Raw genomic sequence first — 17,882 nt, forward strand, 5'->3', positions numbered from 1 at the left:
TTTAGCCCCACAGGAGATGCGATCGCTACTGCCTCATATGACGGCACCGCCAAATTGTGGGACTTGCAGGGCAACAAATTGGTAACTTTCACCGGACATGATGACTGGGTATGGAGTGTCAGTTTTAGCCCCACAGGGGATGCGATCGCTACTGCCTCATATGACGGCACCGCCAAATTGTGGGACTTGCAGGGTAACTGCTTGGTAACATTCACCGGACATAACAACTTGGTAAAAAGTGTGAGTTTTAGCCCCACAGGAGATGCGATCGCTACTGCCTCATATGACGGCACCGCCAAATTGTGGGACTTGCAGGGCAACAACTTGGTAACTTTCACCGGACATAATAACTCGGTAACAAGTGTCAGTTTTAGCCCCATAGGAGATGCGATCGCTACTGCCTCACAAGACAAAACTGCCAAATTGTGGGACTTGCACGGCAAGTGGTTGAAAACTTTCGCCGCACATAATCACTCGGTTAATAGTGTTAGTTTTAGCCCCACAGCAGATACGATCGCTACTGCCTCATCTGACAAAACTGCCAAATTGTGGGACTTGCAGGGCAACTGCAAGGTAACATTCACCGGACATAATGACTGGGTAAGAAGTGTCAGTTTTAGCCCCACAGGAGAGGCGATCGCTACTGCCTCATCTGACAAAACTGCCAAATTGTGGGACTTGCAAGGCAACTGCAAGGTAACATTCACCGGACATAATGACTCGGTATGGAGTATCAGTTTTAGCCCCACAGGAGAGGCGATCGCTACTGCCTCAGATGATGGCACCGCCAAATTGTGGGACTTGCAAGGCAACTGCTTGGTAACATTTACCGGACATAATAAATCGGTAACAAGTGTCAGTTTTAGCCCCACAGGAGATACGATCGCCACTGCCTCATATAACGGCACCGCCAAATTGTGGGACTTGCAGGGGAATTTACTTGCAGACTTTAGCGGCTATAAAGGCAATTTGCTCAAAGGTGAAGTAGATTTTGTGGAGTTAACAAGTCCGATTTATAGTGTTTGTTTTAGTCGGGACGGGAAGTCTTTAATAACAGGTTCGGATGATGGAAAGGTGCGGTTTTGGCTGATCGACAGTTTGGATGACTTGTTGGCGACGGGGAGGAAATGGCTTGGTGAGCAATTTTAACGGCTGATGCACGCGGATGATTTGAATTTAGCAACGATTTTACGATTCTTTTTCACTTGTTCAAACTGCTATTAGCTTTACCCACTTTCGACACCAGAATTATTAAATAATTCTGGTATCTAGCAAACTACAAGACGGAAATTTAAAAGTCAAGATTTATTAAGATTTTACAGAAAAGCGATGACAAATCACAAATCATGTATCTAAAATAAGAGACAATTTGACCCGGAAACTGAAGGTAAGAAAATGTCTGAACTTAGACAAAATCTAATTACCAGAGATTGGGTAATCATCGCCACCGAACGGGCGACAAGACCGGATCAATTCGCTAACAAAAAAAAGTGGGCTGCCGCAGTGCCACCGCACCGCGCCGATTGCCCCTTTTGCGTGGGAAATGAGGAAGACGGAACCTTAGAAACTTGCCGTTTGGGCGATCGCACTGGCTGGAAAGTCAGGGCAATTTATAACAAATATCCCGCCCTCTCCCCGACAGCAGAATGGATGAGGATATCATCGGGAATTCACCGCACGATGGCGGGAATCGGCGTTCACGAGGTAATTGTCGAACACCCGCGGCACGATTTGACGACAGCTTTGTTGAGTGTTGAAGAAGTTGCAAACATACTTTTAGTATACCGCCAGCGCTATGTAGAAATTAGAAAAAATCCCCACATTGAAACAATTATTATCTTCAAAAATCACGGGGAAACTGCTGGAACTTCTCTCGAACACCCCCACTCGCAGATAGCAGCGACGCCTGTTGTACCCAGCCAATTTCGCAGTCGCATCGACGAAGCTATTAGATATTTTGATGACACGGGAGAATGTTTGTTTTGCCGGACTTTGGAAGATGAATTAGCGGCGAAGGAAAGAGTAATTTGTGAGAGTGAACATTTTGTGGCTTTTATCCCTTACGCTGCACTTTCACCGTTTCACACTTGGATTTTTCCGCGCCGCCATTCCTCTTCGTTTGATGAGATTACTGATGCGGAACTTACGGATCTTGCTTATACTTTGAAAACTGTACTGGCTAAGTTTTATTATGGATTGAACAATCCCGATTACAACTATAATATTCGATCGGTGCCGATCGCCCAACGGGCAACAAAATACTTTCACTGGTATATCGCAATTATTCCCAGAGTCACCAAGCAAGCTGGGTTTGAGTTGGGCAGCGGGATGTTTATCAATACTGCTTTGCCGGAAGAAAGTGCGGCGTTTTTGCGATCGATCGAATTTCCTAGCGACAGTAATTTCCCCCCCATCTAAAGTATCCTACATCACAACAGTCAAATTTACTTCAAATTGGGGTGGAAATGCACGCAGGCAGTCTGAATTGCCAGTCTGTCTTGGGGGAGGAAAGTGATATTATTTGAGATTTGATATTTGAGATTAAAAAATTGGGGATAACGAACGATCTAAGGGTTTAGATCACCCGGCTACAGTTGCATTCTTTTGTGAAAGTGGTATCATTTACGAGCTCAACTTATGAAAGTACAAATACTTAGACCTTGTACCAAACTCACAATAAACTTTCGACATACTGCCAGCCGTCGTCGCTAAAAGTAGCTCTCAACATATCTCTAATTTTGGCATCGATCGATAATATCCCCTCGCCCGACTCACCATTCTCGCCGATTTCGCAACTGTCTTCAGACATATGTTCTTGGATGTGGGCCAGAGTATGGGCGAAATTAGCCAGAAAATAATGTTCGTGCACCCACGCTGTCGGATCTGGTATTTCTGCACTCCCAAAAGCTCGATCGACTAAATCTTTTTTGGCAACATCGTCAGTCTGGTTTTTCATGTTGAGTTCGATTTAGGTAGAACTGGTAACTTATCCTATTTTAAGCTTAATTGTCAACAGCAGGGCGATCCCGATCGACCACAGCAGTGACAAATTTGTGTCATTTGTGCGATCGCGATCCTAATTTTTTTGGCGATCGCGTGTTATCATTTTACCTCAAACTCGGTGGTCAATAATGTTCACATCGAGCAGAATACACTTGGGAATCATTCCGTGAACTCCTTTTTGGGGATTGTTGACAGCCTGCGTAATCCGAAAATTTACCGCGATGGAACACAAAACATAAGCCTCTTCTTCTTTGAAACCTGCAAACTTTTGCAACCAATAAACCGTCTGTTTGACCGCCACCTCAAACGCTTCATCTAATGTTCTACCGAATCCCATAATTACAATATGAGTGGGCGTTTCTGCAAACGGAAACATCAAAATAAAATCCTTGCGTAAGATGATTTGAATAGTCCCGTTCATCGAAGTTTCTATAGCAGTACCGTCAACTTCACCGTCTCCTTGTGCCGAATGTCCGTCGCCGATGGACAGTAAACCGCCGCGCAGAAAAACAGGTAAAAATAACCGCGTTCCTGCTTGGAGTTCCTGATTGTCCATATTGCCGCCGTAGCGCTCTGGAGGAATAGAAGAACGGTTGATTTCGGCATTGGCGACGCCGATAATTCCAAAAAAAGGACGCAGGGGAATCCCAAGGCGGCTACCTGGGGGAAATTCCGCAGTTTTTTGCTGTAAATCTAGCGGAATAAACCGCAATTTAGGTTCGGAAAAATAGTCAGGTAATGCTCCCCATCCGGCACGAATTGCATTAAATCCTACTGGCCAACTTGGGTAAACATCCTCAATGTGAATTTCTAAAACGTCTCCCGGTTCGGCATTGTTAACATAAATCGGGCCTGTCAGCAAGTGGGGCCCGGGGCCAACTTTGCGGTGGGGAGGCAAATTCTGACAAATATCTAAAAATTCCGGCGTCAGAAATTCGGGCGGGGCCTTGTCAGCAACATAATATCCTGAATAGGTTTCGATATCTATGCGATCGCCCGAATCGACGATTAAAGCAGGTTCAATATTTGGAGAGAAACCGCCCAAGTGTACGGTGTTGCAGTTAGCTTTGAGGAGGTGGCGAGTCATGGGATTTTAGATTTTAGATTTTAGATTGAAGGAAGGGTGTTAAGAATGTTATATCGCAAGTCTCAAGCATTTTTGATAAAGATTTTTTTTTAATGAACCGCAGAGGGCGCAGAGGGCGCAGAGAAAGAGAATGGAGAGATAAGAAGATATCAAAAAAGGGTTGAGGTTTCTTATGTCTGAGATATTATACTAATTTCTTAACTTTTTGATAACCTTGGTAGTTTAAAATTTCGAGTCGAGAATCTAAAATCAATTGCTGTTTTTTCTGCTTACTAATGACTTATGGCTAATGAATTATGTTGACACCATTGCCAGATCAATTAGAAAATTCTAGAGATTTGCCCCGCAATCCCTGGTTTGTTGCCGTCCTCTTTCTGATTGTCCTATTGCTAGGTTTCATTATGCAATCTTACCTCAACCAACCTCAGCTTTTAACCGATCCGTTTCTGCAACTCCCAACAGCAAACTCGGTGCGAGTTGTCTGGTTTACCGAGTTTGCCGGTACTCGCAACACGGTTGCTTACGGCGAAAATTTGAGTTTAATTGCGGCTGCAAATACTACCAAGCTAAGCCGCACTCGCGAAGACAAAGACTCTCACATTTCCGAGGAAATCAAACAAAGCATAATTGACAGCAATCCAATTGTCCGCGACATCTGGCGGCACGAAGCAGAAGTCCCCAACTTAAGGCCCGGTGTTCGCATTCCTTATCGAGTCACTAGCGAAAGGAAAGACGGCGCATCTGTCAGCAGCAAAGTTTTCACTCTTTCTCCGACACCAGCAGCAGGAATTGCACTCAAAATTCTCCTCACTTCCGACCATCAATTGATGCCTATGACAGCAGCAAATCTCCAGAAAGTAGCCGAAACAATTGGGAGAGTTGACGCGGTTTTTATGGCAGGGGATTTAATTAATATACCCGATCGCGCTTCTGAATGGTTTGACGACTACCAAGGCCGCGCCTTCTTTCCCGCGCTGCAAGGTCGCGCATTTTCCGAACTCGACAAAAACGGCATCAAAACCGTTTACAGCGGCGGCGAACTGATCCAACACGCGCCTTTATTTCCCGCCATTGGCAATCACGAAATCATGGGTAGGTATTCAAATAGCAGCACACTCTACGAGCAGTTTCACGATCCTTTTCCCCGCGCCGCTGCCGAGAAAATATACGCTCAACGTGCTGCATCTTTGAATCCCAATAATGACCCTTCAGTGCGCGAAATATGGCTGAAAAACAATACTTTTAATAGCGATACCTATGACGAAATTTTTAATTTAAATGGTAACAAAAAATACTATGCGGTGACTTTTGGGGACGTGCGGTTAGTCACTTTGTATGTTACGAATATCTGGCGGACTCCGAATTTAGATCCGGGTGCCAGAGGCAGGTATCGCGAACGGGACGAAGATTTTAATAATCCCGAAAAGTGGGGATACGGACAGCATATTTTTGAGCCGATTGTCAAGGGCAGCGCTCAATATACTTGGCTGCAACAAGAGTTAAAGAGTGCGGAATTCCAGCAGGCAAAATATAAAATTGTGATGTTTCACCACCCGCCGCATTCTCTAGGCGACAATATTGTACCTGCTTATACTGACCCAGTGCAAATAGTCGATCGCGCTGAGAATGGCGAGATTAAAATGGTGCGTTACGAGTATCCGAAACAGCAAGATTATCTGATTCGAGATGTAGTGCCACTGCTAGAAACAGCGGGGGTGCAGTTGGTATTTTACGGACATTCCCACTTGTGGAATCGATTTGTCAGTTCCAGCGGAATGCACTTTTTGGAGACTTCTAATGTTGGCAACAGTTACGGTGCTTTTGCGGGGGAAAAGCGCCGATTTGTGCCGCCGGCATATCGGGAAGATTACAGCGCAATTGGAGATCCAAACGGATTGGAACCTGTGGTGCCGACTGTTGCGCCTTTGTTGGCAGAAGACGGGCGGCCGCTGCCGTATATTGATAGCAACGATATTACGGCTTTTACTATTTTTGATACGGGGGAGGGTACGGTTAGCAGTTACTATTTTGATACGCGGAAACCGGAATCGGAAGTGGTGAAGTTTGATGAGTTTAAGTTAAGAAATTCGTAAATTGATTTAGTAGGGACAGGGCAGTGTTCAAAGCGTCTCAACTTAAGACTAAAACCCTCTATTTCTCTCGTTTATATCCAAGTCTCGATCCCCCTGAATCCCTCTTAAGAAGGGGGACTTTGAAGACTCCAGTCCCCCCCTTGTTAAGGAGGGTTAGGCAGGGTGGATTAATTGTCACAGGATAAAGGTATCGTAGAAGAGGCGATCGGGTATTTGGAACTTGTAAGGCTATCAAGTCATGGAGTGCATCAACAATGAATTTAATTGAAGCAATTAAATCTGTTCCCGACCATCGACAACCGAGAGGAATCAGACATCCTTTATGGCTGATACTAACAATAATTTTATTAGGCAGTTGTACGGGATATTGGGGCTATAAGCCCTTGGTTGATTTTACCACAAATCATCGAGCCACCCAGAAGTGTTGAAAGTGAATAAATAAGTAATAAAAATTGCCCAAAATCTGTTAAAATTGGGCTAAAAATGAAAAAATATCTATTAATAATGATTGTAAATCACTTTCCCAAGATTGTTAAATATCTCCTCAAAGGGCTAGCAAAAAATAATTATCCAGTTTTGAATAGCCGCCTTTTTGTCGAGTGTTATTTAGCTTATGTCCTGGATAATAGCTTAACTCGTCAAGCGCGATTTGTTTAAACGAATAAACCCTACAGGATTTGAGGTTGATATTTCAACATTTTCCCTCTACTCGCCTTGAGTTTTTCTATTTCTTGTTCTAGCTCTAAAATTCTGGAGTTTAGTTTAATTGTGACGCTCGCCTGAAAGACAATGATTTCCACCAGTTGTTCCGGAGCCAACCGTATCAGGATTTCACGGTCTAGTTCAAGAGGGAGGTTTTTTTGCATTATTGTAATATTCCGCCGAGAATGTCACACTTGTCAATACCCTCTGACCTGAATCCTTACACCGAATGTCTATGAGCCAATCTACGCAATTCAACAGAGAATGGCTGTTAAAGGCATCTTAAATTAGTGGGATTTGTCAGCAGAAAGAGCAGCCTGAACATCTTGATAAACAGAGCGTAAATGCTGGAGTAACTCTTGTTGGGACAACTCATGAATCTGAAGCTCTCTGATCAAGAACGCCAGCCTTTGTAAGGCACCATTGTGAATTTCTGCCTCCAGCAGGTCTATTAACTGTTGCTGTGTTAGCAGTTGTTGTTCCAAACAACGCATTCGTCGCCACCAACAAAGTCCATGATAGACAACGCACGCAATTAATCCCGCTGTACCAAACATAATTAGGCTGGACACAAGAGTTATCTTATCCATTAGTCTTCCTCCTTCCCTGCTTCATCAAAAAAAAGGTGAAGTCTAACCAGACTTCACCTGGCTTAAATTAGGAATTGCTAAGTCAGCCTTATTAACTTTTCCGGAGTGCTTCTTCTAGAACTGACTAGGTATTATACCTAACAATTCCATCAGCGCTTAAAGCCAAAATTGATGGGGTTTAACAGTGGCTTCGGAATCAGGCATGGGGTTTTTATACCGCACCGCCGATTTCAGGTACCCCAAAAATTTTCGCTCTATGTGGCGCGAAGCTACAAATTAGCAATTGCAGCATTTAACGCCAGAAGTTGTTCATCTGTTTTATCCAGCCTGCTTCTTGTCCGGGTTGTCTGGTCGGCGAAGGACAAATAGTCTTTTAAGGCTTGTTGTTGCACGGCTTGCAGTTCGGGTGTAGGTAGAGGTTTACGCAATTCATTGGGAATAGCGTCGTTAAAGAGATGGCTCACCAGTTGAGAGTACAATCTAAGTTCAGAGTTCCTGACGTTATCTAATTCCTGCTTTCCTCTAGCTGTACTGTAGTTGTAAAGTTCTGCTTCCATACCTTTGGTTTGAATATCGATGGTGCCAGAACGCCAGAAGTTATAAGCTCCTAGTTTCGCTTTGTCTGTGCGATATCCAATCACATGATTTGGAGCATCGCCGGCGAGTAGCAAAGCGCCCAACAAATCTAAGATCAGTTCATCTGTCGTATGAAGAATGTAAGGGCGACCGGACGCATTTGGTTGGCGCAGGATTTGGGCAATATCCAAGCGCGTCTTTAAATGTGAAAATGCCCGTTGGGTACGCCATCTATTATCTCCACTAGCGAGGGTAAGTAACAAGGGAACAACATCTACGCTAGAGCAAAGTTGTGTCCGTTCTGTTCCTGGGGTGGAAACCCACTGTTTAGTTGGGTCTTTGATGTAAAGAGGAACGTTAATTGATTCTTCATAAACACCAGCACTTTTACCGCGCAACCCGTGAGAACCGCCATACTCGCCGTGGTCTGAGGTAAACACGACGATCGTATTTTGGGCAAATGGGGATTTTTCTAACATATCAAGTGCTTTCCCGATTTCAGCGTCCACAAATTGTTGGAATAGTAGGTATGAATCCAACAGTTTCAGCCAGGGTTCTCCGAATTTTGGCGGTAAGTAGCCAGCCCCTAAGTTTCCTGCTCGGCGGAATGCTTCTTGCAAGCGGGGCTTTTTCGCTAAGCCGATGGGGTTTTCAAAGTTGGGAATTCTATCTTTGAAGACACTTGGCGGGTTGCTTTCTGCGGGTATGTCCTTCGTCCCTTGGGGGTACCAAGAAATGTCATGGGGGTTGATTAAGCTGATGGTCGTACACCAAGGAGTATTTTTGGCATTGTTGGAATTGAGCCACTCGGCGAACTGTGCGGTGGCTTGAATCCCTTGAGGAGGCGTACCGCCTTTGACAATATAAGGGTCTACTTCTAAACCTTCTCCGGGATTACCATTGGGGGAAGGATAAGTTCCTCCACTAAATCCGTAGGGTTCCAGGGAATTTCCGGTGGATAAATGCCATTTACCGAACCACCACGTACTGTAACCAAAGTTGTCTCGCAATAGTTTTCCCCAGGTAGGAAAGCCAGGATTAAGACTTGGCGCTGGCGCTGGAAAGAGTATGCTACTACTCTCACCACCCTCATTCAAATGCGTATCCATCACAAATGTTTGCTGGGAGTATAAACCTGTCACCAATGTGCCGCGAGCCGCCGTGCAGGCTGTTGCTGCTGTATAGTACCGCGTGAAGTTGACTGAACTCTTTCGCAATTTCGCGATCGCGGGTAGATATTTGTCGAGAGTGGCTTGTGCTGGAAACCATTGGGGAGTGCGTAGTTGGTCTACGACAATCACAAGGATATTGGGCTTTTTATATCCCGATGTTTGTGCAATTGCCGGAGTGTCTGATTTATTCAGAAGCTGAGATCCAAGTAGCGCAGCTCCTGTCAAACCTGTTGCTGATAGAAATGTTCGTCTTTTCATCTTCTTGATTTAATTTTACAAAACATAAGAATTTTGTCCGGTGAAGTCTAATCAGACTTTACCCTGGCTAGGCATTAGTAATTGCTTTGTCAGCCGTGTTAGCTTTTTAAGAGCGCGTCTTCTAGAATTGTCCAGGTATTATTGCCAACAATGCCATCAGCACTTAAATAGAAATCGGATTGAAATTGTTTCACTCGCGTCGCGGTTGTATTGCCAAAGTTGCCATCTACAGCAATCGTTGTTGTCCCTGATTTCCCTTGTCTTTTGGCTTGATTGAGCCGCGCCTGTAGATATTTCACTTCCGAAGGATTGTTGCTAGAGCTTTGGCTCAAGGTGGAGTGCTGCTTCTGGGAATAAGGGACAATGGCGTCGAGGTAACTCCAAGTTGGTGACGCAACTATGCCATCAACTTTTAGGCAGCAATCGGCTTGAAATTTCTTGACGTATTCTTCAGTAATATCGCCGAAGTAGCCATCAACACTAATAGAGCTGTGGTAGAAAAGATTGAGTTGTTCTTGCAGGTATTTAACGTCACTATTGTTGCTACCTTTGCTTAAGGTGTTGTAAGCTTTCATCGTTTTATTTCCTGAAATCGATGTGTGTTTTCTTTGATGATTCCAGTATCGAAAAACTAGGCAGGCAAAAGCATTGGTAGTTTCAGACAAGTTGAGTTGGTATTTTCGGTCATCAGCATGGCACTTTTCGGTAATGAGCTGATAGGGCCTCGCCTTTCCAGGATTAATTGCTAGCGGCTGGAAGCGTCTCTCGCGGGCGTAAGATCGAATTGTTGCGTCAGGTATAGGTAATGTCCCATAACTCCACCCAAGAACAGCAAGTAGAGATTCTGATTGTTGATGACCATCGCCTGCTTCTCAATGGAACGATTAGTCTGGTTGGCGATCGCTTTCCTAGGGCACAAATCCGCTCTTGCCAAACCGTCCAGGACGCTCTAACCGAAGTGAGAAAGCATTTGCCTGACCTGGCGATCGTGGATTTGTCCCTTCCAGAGATATCAGGAACGGCTGCCAATGTTGAGCAGGGATTGGGGTTGCTCAAGGTCTTGATGCAGGATTATCCCCAGCTAAACCTGATGGTGCAAAGCAGTAACGTCAAGGCATTGGTTCGCATCATACCGGAAATTGACAATCATCAGGGAGGATTTACGATCGCAGACAAAAGCGTGCCAATAGATACCTTCCTGACCCGGATGGAGTGGGCTATGCAAGGGTTAACCCATACCAAAGACCTGCAAACCGACTTGGAAGTGAAACCCGAATGGTTGGAGGTAATGCGACTCGCTTTTGAGGAGGGACTTCAGGATAAAGCGATCGCCCAAACTATGCACAAGTCCGAACGGATGATTCGCCACTATTGGTCTAAGATTCAGGATGCACTGTCAATCTACCCGGAAGAAGGTAAAAATATGCGGGCACAAACCCAAATTCGTGCCCGTAAAATTGGATTAATTGATTAAACAAGCAATGTCTACGGTTAATGAGCCATACAATATTTTAATTTTAAAGCGCCGAGTCGTGCTGGCCATGTTGAGTTTGGCGACGATTGGCGCAACTATTGCTACATTTCTGCACCGACTGCAACCACACCCTCGTACCATTTATCTAATTACACCTCCGTTGTTGGCGATCGCCTGCCTGCTTTTACTGATTCGTCTCTACAAAAAACCAGAGAGCTTGCAACAAGTGATAAATCTGGCTTTATTAGCAGGGGTACTGTTCGTAGTGGTTCCCAGTTGGTTATATACCCTACAAGCGATCGTCTCATCGGACACCACCCTCGTAGGTAGTCTGCCCCCCGTAACACCAGCGTTGTTCGTGTTGACACTGGTGATGCTGATCGCCCTGCGTCGCCGCCAGCAATTGGTTATTGCAACTCTCATCGCTTGGATTGCGATCGCTGCCCCAATTCTCACCTATTTGCTGCTGCACCCGTCAGAACTTCGCACTTCGCGAGGATTGGATTTATTCATTTCCCTCGGCCCAACAATGGGGATACAAATTCTCCTCATTCTGTTTTATAACCGCGTCCAAGATATCGTCGAGGGCTTATATACCGAGCGTCTCCATTACTATGCTCAAATTGTCGAGCGACAGGCGATTCGTCAGCAGGCAATGGAACAAGCATTCACGCAAATCCACAATGGCCCTTTGCAAACCTTAGCTCTCCTCCTGCGGGATATGCAGCAAGAACAGATGCCATCTCAACAATTGTTCCAACGCTTGCATAGCCTGAATGCAGAGATCCGGGCAGTGGGGCGCAGTCTCACCGATGAAGCGGATTCAGAGCAACACTCCGCAGCCGTTTTAACCAGCCTAGAACCCCCTAATTCCGAACAAATTCTCCGTCTGGGGGAAGGCACTTGTATCGATCTCAACCGCCCCCTGCATAATTTATTGTATGAAGTTTATGCCATTACTTTGAAGCGCAATTTGCCTTATTTCCAGACCATTCAAGTCAAAGTGCGGAATTTCGCCCCCATCGAGCAAACTAACCTCACCTTGGAGAGAAAGCGGGATTTCTGTTTGTGGTTAGAGGAAGCTTTATGTAACGTGGGGAAACACGCTCTTGGAACAACTCGAATTGTCGTGACGGGAGAACATCAGCAGGGGCAATATGTTCTCAAGGTGCAAGACAATGGCCCTGGACTTAAACCCGAACAAGGACAACAGGGAACAAAACACTCTCAAATTTTGGCTCAACGATTGGGGGGACAGTTTCGACGAGAATCTTTGCCCAAGGGAGGGGTGATGTGCGAACTTTCTTGGTTAGTGAAGCCATAGCTATTGTTGAATTGGATTGGGTTTTACTTCTGGCCCAAGTTAGGGGAGACTGTCCTGTTCTTAACAATGGGGCAAGATGTAAGATTAAACCTTCTCTTTCGCAGGCGGAACCAAACCGGTTTTATTCAAACCCGCATCAATCTGCCTGAGCAATTTAAAATCGTCTTCGGGTAAGGAATTAACAGGCGAGTGTTTTTCCAGAAACGAGAATGCTTGCCTAAATTCACGCGGCCGGGAGTCGATCGCACTATCGAAATGACAAGGTACAATCTTTTGAAAGTCCCAACTCGCCACTTTATCCACCCAATCGAGAGTTTCCCTCGGGGCGCGGTTGAGAATCAATGTCTGCAAAATCGGCGCTACAAACAACCGCCCTCCTCCCCGCAAAGCCTCAAACGATCGCACCCAATCTGTTTTCCACTTGAACGGATACAACCCGAAATAAGCTTTCCTAGAGCGTTCTGGCGCGAGGCGCGCGCTGGCAAATACCTCCGACCACGGCGGCACTTCCAGCACGCTGGGGCTAAAATACATGGCAAATAAGGCGATTCTCTGCCACCCTTTGCGCCGATTTTCGTGGGTGTCTGCCACTGTGTCCGAGGCGCTGTCTTTGGCGTGAAACAGCAGCGGGTACGAGTCGAGTTGGACGATCGCCGGCGGATTTTCGGGAATGGAAACCACGGAATCTGTTAACATCAGCGTGCGCGATCGCCTGTGAAATAACGCAACTTCAGCAAATCTGCCCAAACCGAGGTCGAGGGGGCCGAGAATTGCCCAGTCAAATTGATCGGCTAACGGCGTGTTGCTGCTGTCAAAGGGCAGTACAGACGTGCGTTTCGCCGGCAAACCCAGCCAACTCAGCGGCAAATTCACCGGGAAACTCCACTGCTGCGGGGCCACAAACACCTGCGCTTCGGGAAAACACCTCGCAAAGGGGCCGACAAAAACTTTGTGCTCGATGCCGGAAACCGTTGTCAGCAGGATGTACTTCACCTCGCCGTGCTCTGCTACTAACTCTTTTACCAAGCGGATGCACTCAGGAGTCGGTGCAACGGGGGCGTAGACGAGAAGGCCTTCGGGTTCTAGTTTAATTACTGTCATCCGAATCGGGACGACAACGTAAAAAATGCCTTGTAGCTGGTCAAAAGTCCAGATTGTGTCCTTGACTATTTCTTTGCGGATGGTGCGCCGCTTGCTGTAGGGATAGAGGGGGACGACCGGCCAAAAGGCCCAAGAATAGTCCCGAGAATCAATCTGTGCTGATGTTGGTATGCCTTCGCCCTCTGCCACTGGTGCGACTCCTTGCCGATTTTTTTGTACGTGCGTGCGATCGAACTGTTTTTATTTTATTTCACTCCTGTTGCGCGGATTCGAGGAGTTGAAAAGGGGTTATGGGCGATTCCCTAGGGGATAGCTGCGCTTCACGGGCTTTTGGAACACTCAAGCAAGAATTACGCCTGGGTGCGAGAACTATTAAACCAATTGTTCAGGATCGATGCCTAGTTCCCGCAACCGCGTCGCTAGTCTTTCCTCTCGCTGTTGAGATTCTGTCAGTTGCTGTTGAGATGCTATGAGTTGCTGTTGAGATTCTATCAATTGCCGTTCCGCCGCCGTTGCTCTTTCACCCGGACTCAAAATCAACCCTCCTTGGGCCGTAAACCACCGCAACCACAACCGATTCATACTCTTATAACTGCCTTGCCACCAACCTAAACTCAACTGCAATTCAGGAATAAATAACCGCCCATCAATTAATTCTGCAGGTTCATAGTGACCTCCTACAAGATGAAAAGCTTGCAATTCATCCGTGTAGCGACTGAACACAAAATAGTAAGGAATCCGCAAAATTTGTTCATAAACTTGCCACTTAGTCGGCGGTTCCCCAGCTTGCTTAACAGTCCGCCCTAAATCTTCATCTTCAGTTCCCGGCGATAGCAATTCCACCACCACAAACGGATTTACCCGTTCTTGCCAAACTACATAACTCAAACGCATATCGCGCCCTTGATAAAGCCTTGGCACACCCACCGCAGCAAACCAATCCGGGCGTTTATGCCAGCGCGGTTGTGTTGCATCGTAATACAAATTTAGGTCACTCGCTGTAAAGACTTGTTCCGCATCCCATCCCGGCGGCAAAAACGTGAATTCCAAGAGTTGCGGCTGATCTAAATGAAATGTATCTGGCAAACCGGGCTCCTTTGGGTCTTCGCTAGGTAAATCATACATTGTTGGCAAACTCTGCCGGGGGTCTAAAGGCGGTTCAGCTTGAGCAGGCGGGTAAGTCGGGAATGTCATAATGAATTCTGAGGTTGCTTATCCTGATATGATTATAGCCTTGTGAGAATGTCTGGCATTTCCAAAGAATTCCCATTAACTCTCAATCTCAAATCTCAAATCAAAACTCCTAAATCGATATGACTCAAAACTACCGCATCACTCTTTTACCAGGAGACGGCATCGGCCCTGAAATTATCGCTGTGGCGGTAGATGTCCTGAAACTTGTCGGCCAACAATTGGACATCGGCTTTGAATTTCAAGAAGCTTTAATGGGCGGCGCTGCTATTGACGCAACAGGCAATCCGCTACCCGAAGAAACACTGGAAAAATGCCGCAACTGCGATGCAGTATTGTTAGCAGCAATTGGCGGTTACAAGTGGGATAATTTGCCCCGCGAACAGCGCCCGGAAACTGGATTATTAGGACTGCGCGCCGGATTGGGATTGTTTGCAAATTTGCGTCCGGCGACTATTTTACCGCAATTGGTTGATGCTTCTAGTTTGAAACGGGAAGTTGTTGAAGGCGTGGATATTATGGTCATCCGCGAACTCACAGGCGGCATTTATTTCGGTAAGCCGAAAGGTATTTTTGAGACGGAAACAGGCGAAAAACGCGGTGTCAATACGATGGCTTACACCGAGTCGGAAATTGACAGAATCGGGCGAGTGGCTTTTGAGACGGCCAGGAAGCGCGGGAAAAGGCTGTGTTCCGTTGATAAAGCGAATGTTTTGGATGTTTCGCAACTGTGGCGCGATCGTATTATTGCCCTTTCTTCAGAATACCCTGATGTCGAACTTTCTCACCTCTACGTTGACAACGCAGCCATGCAGTTAATTCGCTGGCCGAAACAGTTCGATACAATTGTCACAGGTAATTTATTCGGCGACATTCTTTCCGATGCGGCGGCGATGCTAACTGGTAGTATTGGGATGCTGCCTTCTGCTAGTTTGGGAGCAAGCGGGCCGGGAGTTTTTGAACCCGTGCACGGTTCCGCACCCGACATCGCCGGACAAGATAAAGCAAATCCCATCGCCCAAGTTTTGAGTGCGGCAATGATGCTACGTTACGCCTTAAATCAGCCGGAAGCTGCTAATAAAATTGAGCAAGCAGTGGTCGAAGTTTTGGATCGAGGTTATCGCACTGGTGATATCATGTCGGAAGGCATGAAACTCGTCGGCTGTCGGGCAATGGGCAAGGCTTTAATTGAAGTTTTGCAAGGTTGATCTATTTACCTTTACTCGTTCCCAGGCTCTGCCTGGTAACGCATTTCAGGAGGCTCTGCCTCCATTAAAACAAAGCAAACAAGACATCAAGTTGGAGGCAGAGCCTCCGGATATTAATTACCAGGCAGAGCCTGGTAACTAGATTTTTTTTACTTTAATGTTCCGCTTTCAAAAGATGGAATTGCTCGGTATCGATGCGATTTGCTTGATACAAAGTTTGAGCAATTTCCGAAAGCGCTAACACAGAATGTGCGCGATAACCGTTGGCTTTCATCTTATCTTTAACTCCCTGTTCGTGGTCGATTAATACCACGATATCTTCCACATTCAACCCAGCCGATTTTAACTTGCCTGCGCCTTCCATCACGCTTTTGCCACTAATCAAAATATCATCGACTACCACAATCGTTTCTCCTGCCTGAAAATGCCCCTCAATTAATTTGCCCGCACCGTAAGTTTTCACCTCCTTGCGCGGGAAAATCATCGGGCGTTCCATCCGCAATGCTAAACCGGTTGCTGTGGGTAAAGAACCGTAGGGAATTCCCGCAATGCGATCGAATTTTAAATCCTTGAGAATGTCTGCATAAGCGCTGACAATTTGATGGAAAATTTGCGGAATAGAAATTATTTTCCGCAAGTCGATGTAATATGGAAATACGGCCCCCGATGCTTGTACGTGGTCGCCAAAAACTACGCAGCCAATGTCATAAAGTTGCAAGATTAAATCGCGGTGAGGTTCCGGTTGCAAAAAACAAACATCGGGCAGCCACAGTTCGCAAGTGGGGCTACCTTCGATCGCCTTTAGCCTCTGTTGATTAATATTATCCCGCAATTTCTCAATTTCTCGGCGCGGCTCTTTCTGCGCTAATAAACTCGGGGGGACTGGCAGCAATAAACCTTCACCATTCTTGCTTAAACCGGCCGCCAGCAGTTGTGCGAGGTCGTTTCCTTCTGCGAGGTCAATTTCTTCGGCGATGTCTCCTTCGACTAAAATTAGGCGTTCAGGAGCAGCTTGGCGGATGCGCGCTAACATATCCGGCATTAGTCCTACTTCTAAACCGAGTTTTTCGGGAGTTCCCCAAGTTTGAGAGAGTCGGACTAATTGCAAGTACAAAGGGTTTTCTGGCGTCGGGTATTCTTGCACAGCCTCCGCTGAGGGGTTGGCGGTGGCACAGAGTACAAAAACAGTTTTTCCGGCGTATAACAAAAAAGGCGCTACTTGGTCGAATCCGGCATAGGGACTTAAGGTAATAGCGTCAACTCGCCAGTCTTGAAATACAATTTTGGCAAACACTGTGCTGGTATTTAAATCGCAGTGTTTGGCATCTAAAATTACTGGCAGGTGAGGGGGAATAATGTTTAAAATTTCTTGCAGCAATGCCCAACCGGGAATACCTAGAGATTGGTAAAAACCGAGGGTGATTTTGCAGGCACAAATTAAATCGGCTGTTTGGTCGATCGCACTTTTTAGCTTTGCCAACAAATCAGTTACAAAACTTTGAGTTTCCTCCCCAGTCATCGAAACCAGCGGGGCCAAGGTTTCCGGGTCTGGATCGAGGGCTAAATACAGCAAACTTTGATTTTTTTCAACAGCCGCTAACAGTTTATCGAAAAAGTCGGTGCGATCCGTCATAGTGTGTTAGGAAGGTAAGGGGAAATTAAAAAATTGCAGATCAAAGTGGGATTGGTGTTGTGCCGGAAGAAACCGATCCCCGTTGAAATTGAAATTAAGAATCTTCTAAGATTGTAGAATGTAAAGAGCAGGAAATTTGTAACTTTGCGAGCAGTTTCATGGGGAATGATTTTCGGGTTGGCTACACCGGTGATTGCACCTAAGCCCCAGCAAGTCAATTAGTTGCGGTAAACTAACCAGTGTCCGGGCGGCGATTTGATCGGCATTCCCTGCCGCACGCGAGTTTAGCAAATGCCAATTTGCAAGGGGCAGATTTGAGAGAAGCAAATTTTAGAGAAGCTAATTTATCGGGGGCAAATTTGAGCGGGGCTTGTTTGTGGCAAGCTAATTTACAAGGTGCTAATTTGACTCAAGTTAATTTAACCAGAGTTCGTTTAACGGGGTTAATTTAAAAAATACTACCGTTGCAG

General features: G+C 46.1%; 17 protein-coding genes and 1 pseudogene. 9 read left to right on the forward strand and 9 right to left on the reverse strand.

Annotation, left to right across the window (positions count from 1 at the left end):
* Both QUB25_RS07570 and galT read left to right on the forward strand, forming a co-directional pair.
* The coding region (locus QUB25_RS07570; protein WP_333182591.1) for a WD40 repeat domain-containing protein at window positions 1–1,149 on the forward strand (1,149 nt) is incomplete at its 5' end.
* Between the two features lie 246 nt (window positions 1,150–1,395).
* Window positions 1,396–2,418 (forward strand): galactose-1-phosphate uridylyltransferase, encoded by a 1,023-nt coding sequence (gene galT / locus QUB25_RS07575; RefSeq protein WP_333182592.1) that lies wholly within the window; start codon window positions 1,396–1,398, stop codon window positions 2,416–2,418.
* A gap of 253 nt (window positions 2,419–2,671) precedes the next feature.
* On the opposite strand, the gene QUB25_RS07580 is transcribed toward galT, so the two are convergent.
* Window positions 2,672–2,956, reverse strand: coding sequence for a hypothetical protein (locus QUB25_RS07580; protein WP_333041379.1), 285 nt, complete (start codon window positions 2,954–2,956; stop codon window positions 2,672–2,674).
* Window positions 2,957–3,112: 156 nt separating this feature from the next.
* Window positions 3,113–4,090: an acetamidase/formamidase family protein gene (locus QUB25_RS07585; protein WP_333182593.1), complete on the reverse strand. Its 978-nt coding sequence runs from the start codon at window positions 4,088–4,090 to the stop codon at window positions 3,113–3,115.
* Between the two features lie 296 nt (window positions 4,091–4,386).
* On the opposite strand from QUB25_RS07585, the gene QUB25_RS07590 reads away from it, so the two are divergent.
* From QUB25_RS07590 to QUB25_RS07595, 3 genes and pseudogenes are all read left to right on the forward strand, one after another.
* A complete protein-coding gene (locus QUB25_RS07590; protein WP_333182594.1) occupies window positions 4,387–6,183 on the forward strand; it encodes a metallophosphoesterase family protein in 1,797 nt (598 codons plus the stop codon).
* A gap of 254 nt (window positions 6,184–6,437) precedes the next feature.
* Complete coding sequence (locus tag QUB25_RS29750; RefSeq protein WP_445251936.1) at window positions 6,438–6,611, forward strand: transposase family protein; 174 nt, start codon at window positions 6,438–6,440, stop codon at window positions 6,609–6,611.
* A gap of 76 nt (window positions 6,612–6,687) precedes the next feature.
* Window positions 6,688–6,886, forward strand: a pseudogene (locus tag QUB25_RS07595) (IS4-like element ISAva3 family transposase); the annotation flags it as partial.
* On the opposite strand, the gene QUB25_RS07600 reads toward QUB25_RS07595, so the two are convergent.
* From QUB25_RS07600 to QUB25_RS07615, 4 genes are all read right to left on the reverse strand, one after another.
* The gene (locus tag QUB25_RS07600) at window positions 6,852–7,049 is read right to left on the reverse strand and encodes a hypothetical protein (protein WP_333182693.1); all 198 of its coding nucleotides are present in this window, start codon (window positions 7,047–7,049) and stop codon (window positions 6,852–6,854) included. The pseudogene QUB25_RS07595 and the gene QUB25_RS07600 sit on opposite strands and share 35 nt — an antisense overlap.
* A 123-nt stretch (window positions 7,050–7,172) precedes the next feature.
* Window positions 7,173–7,475 (reverse strand): hypothetical protein, encoded by a 303-nt coding sequence (locus QUB25_RS07605; protein ID WP_333182595.1) that lies wholly within the window; start codon window positions 7,473–7,475, stop codon window positions 7,173–7,175.
* Between the two features lie 269 nt (window positions 7,476–7,744).
* Window positions 7,745–9,481, reverse strand: a complete 1,737-nt coding sequence (locus QUB25_RS07610; RefSeq protein ID WP_333182596.1) for a sulfatase-like hydrolase/transferase — start codon at window positions 9,479–9,481, stop codon at window positions 7,745–7,747.
* Window positions 9,482–9,579: 98 nt separating this feature from the next.
* Complete coding sequence (locus QUB25_RS07615; RefSeq protein ID WP_333182597.1) at window positions 9,580–10,056, reverse strand: peptidoglycan-binding protein; 477 nt, start codon at window positions 10,054–10,056, stop codon at window positions 9,580–9,582.
* Between the two features lie 230 nt (window positions 10,057–10,286).
* On the opposite strand from QUB25_RS07615, the gene QUB25_RS07620 reads away from it, so the two are divergent.
* Window positions 10,287–10,955: a response regulator transcription factor gene (locus QUB25_RS07620; protein WP_333081645.1), complete on the forward strand. Its 669-nt coding sequence runs from the start codon at window positions 10,287–10,289 to the stop codon at window positions 10,953–10,955.
* 7 nt (window positions 10,956–10,962) lie between these two features.
* Entirely contained in the window at window positions 10,963–12,279 is a 1,317-nt protein-coding gene (locus QUB25_RS07625) for a hypothetical protein (protein ID WP_333182598.1), read from the forward strand.
* A gap of 84 nt (window positions 12,280–12,363) precedes the next feature.
* On the opposite strand, the gene QUB25_RS07630 is transcribed toward QUB25_RS07625, so the two are convergent.
* Together QUB25_RS07630 and QUB25_RS07635 are read right to left on the reverse strand one after the other, a co-directional pair.
* A complete protein-coding gene (locus QUB25_RS07630) occupies window positions 12,364–13,569 on the reverse strand; it encodes a DUF4336 domain-containing protein (protein WP_333182599.1) in 1,206 nt (401 codons plus the stop codon).
* Between the two features lie 183 nt (window positions 13,570–13,752).
* A complete protein-coding gene (locus tag QUB25_RS07635) occupies window positions 13,753–14,574 on the reverse strand; it encodes a Uma2 family endonuclease (RefSeq protein ID WP_333182600.1) in 822 nt (273 codons plus the stop codon).
* Between the two features lie 119 nt (window positions 14,575–14,693).
* Between QUB25_RS07635 and leuB the strand changes: the two genes are divergently transcribed.
* Complete coding sequence (gene leuB, locus QUB25_RS07640; protein ID WP_333182601.1) at window positions 14,694–15,779, forward strand: 3-isopropylmalate dehydrogenase; 1,086 nt, start codon at window positions 14,694–14,696, stop codon at window positions 15,777–15,779.
* Between the two features lie 154 nt (window positions 15,780–15,933).
* Here the strand turns inward: leuB and QUB25_RS07645 are convergent, their stop codons facing one another.
* On the reverse strand, window positions 15,934–17,412 hold the full coding sequence (locus QUB25_RS07645) for a bifunctional orotidine-5'-phosphate decarboxylase/orotate phosphoribosyltransferase (protein ID WP_333182602.1): 1,479 nt from the start codon (window positions 17,410–17,412) through the stop codon (window positions 15,934–15,936).
* A gap of 239 nt (window positions 17,413–17,651) precedes the next feature.
* Here QUB25_RS07645 and QUB25_RS07650 point away from each other — a divergent pair, with 239 nt between their 5' ends.
* Window positions 17,652–17,864 carry a pentapeptide repeat-containing protein gene (locus tag QUB25_RS07650; RefSeq protein ID WP_333182603.1) on the forward strand — a complete coding sequence of 71 codons (213 nt, stop codon included), beginning with the start codon at window positions 17,652–17,654 and terminating at the stop codon, window positions 17,862–17,864.
* Window positions 17,865–17,882: the final 18 nt, after the last annotated feature.

This window comes from Microcoleus sp. B3-D7, from assembly GCF_036705305.1.
Lineage (GTDB): Bacteria > Cyanobacteriota > Cyanobacteriia > Cyanobacteriales > Microcoleaceae > Microcoleus.

Bases quoted from the DNA above. Each gene is read 5' to 3' on its own strand.
- galT (WP_333182592.1), top strand. From the start codon at position 1,396: ATGTCTGAACTTAGACAAAATCTAATTACCAGAGATTGGGTAATCATC.
- QUB25_RS07580 (WP_333041379.1), bottom strand. From the start codon at position 2,956: ATGAAAAACCAGACTGACGATGTTGCCAAAAAAGATTTAGTCGATCGA.
- QUB25_RS07585 (WP_333182593.1), bottom strand. From the start codon at position 4,090: ATGACTCGCCACCTCCTCAAAGCTAACTGCAACACCGTACACTTGGGC.
- QUB25_RS07590 (WP_333182594.1), top strand. From the start codon at position 4,387: ATGTTGACACCATTGCCAGATCAATTAGAAAATTCTAGAGATTTGCCC.
- QUB25_RS29750 (WP_445251936.1), top strand. From the start codon at position 6,438: ATGAATTTAATTGAAGCAATTAAATCTGTTCCCGACCATCGACAACCG.
- QUB25_RS07600 (WP_333182693.1), bottom strand. From the start codon at position 7,049: ATGCAAAAAAACCTCCCTCTTGAACTAGACCGTGAAATCCTGATACGG.
- QUB25_RS07605 (WP_333182595.1), bottom strand. From the start codon at position 7,475: ATGGATAAGATAACTCTTGTGTCCAGCCTAATTATGTTTGGTACAGCG.
- QUB25_RS07610 (WP_333182596.1), bottom strand. From the start codon at position 9,481: ATGAAAAGACGAACATTTCTATCAGCAACAGGTTTGACAGGAGCTGCG.
- QUB25_RS07615 (WP_333182597.1), bottom strand. From the start codon at position 10,056: ATGAAAGCTTACAACACCTTAAGCAAAGGTAGCAACAATAGTGACGTT.
- QUB25_RS07620 (WP_333081645.1), top strand. From the start codon at position 10,287: ATGTCCCATAACTCCACCCAAGAACAGCAAGTAGAGATTCTGATTGTT.
- QUB25_RS07625 (WP_333182598.1), top strand. From the start codon at position 10,963: ATGTCTACGGTTAATGAGCCATACAATATTTTAATTTTAAAGCGCCGA.
- QUB25_RS07635 (WP_333182600.1), bottom strand. From the start codon at position 14,574: ATGACATTCCCGACTTACCCGCCTGCTCAAGCTGAACCGCCTTTAGAC.
- leuB (WP_333182601.1), top strand. From the start codon at position 14,694: ATGACTCAAAACTACCGCATCACTCTTTTACCAGGAGACGGCATCGGC.
- QUB25_RS07645 (WP_333182602.1), bottom strand. From the start codon at position 17,412: ATGACGGATCGCACCGACTTTTTCGATAAACTGTTAGCGGCTGTTGAA.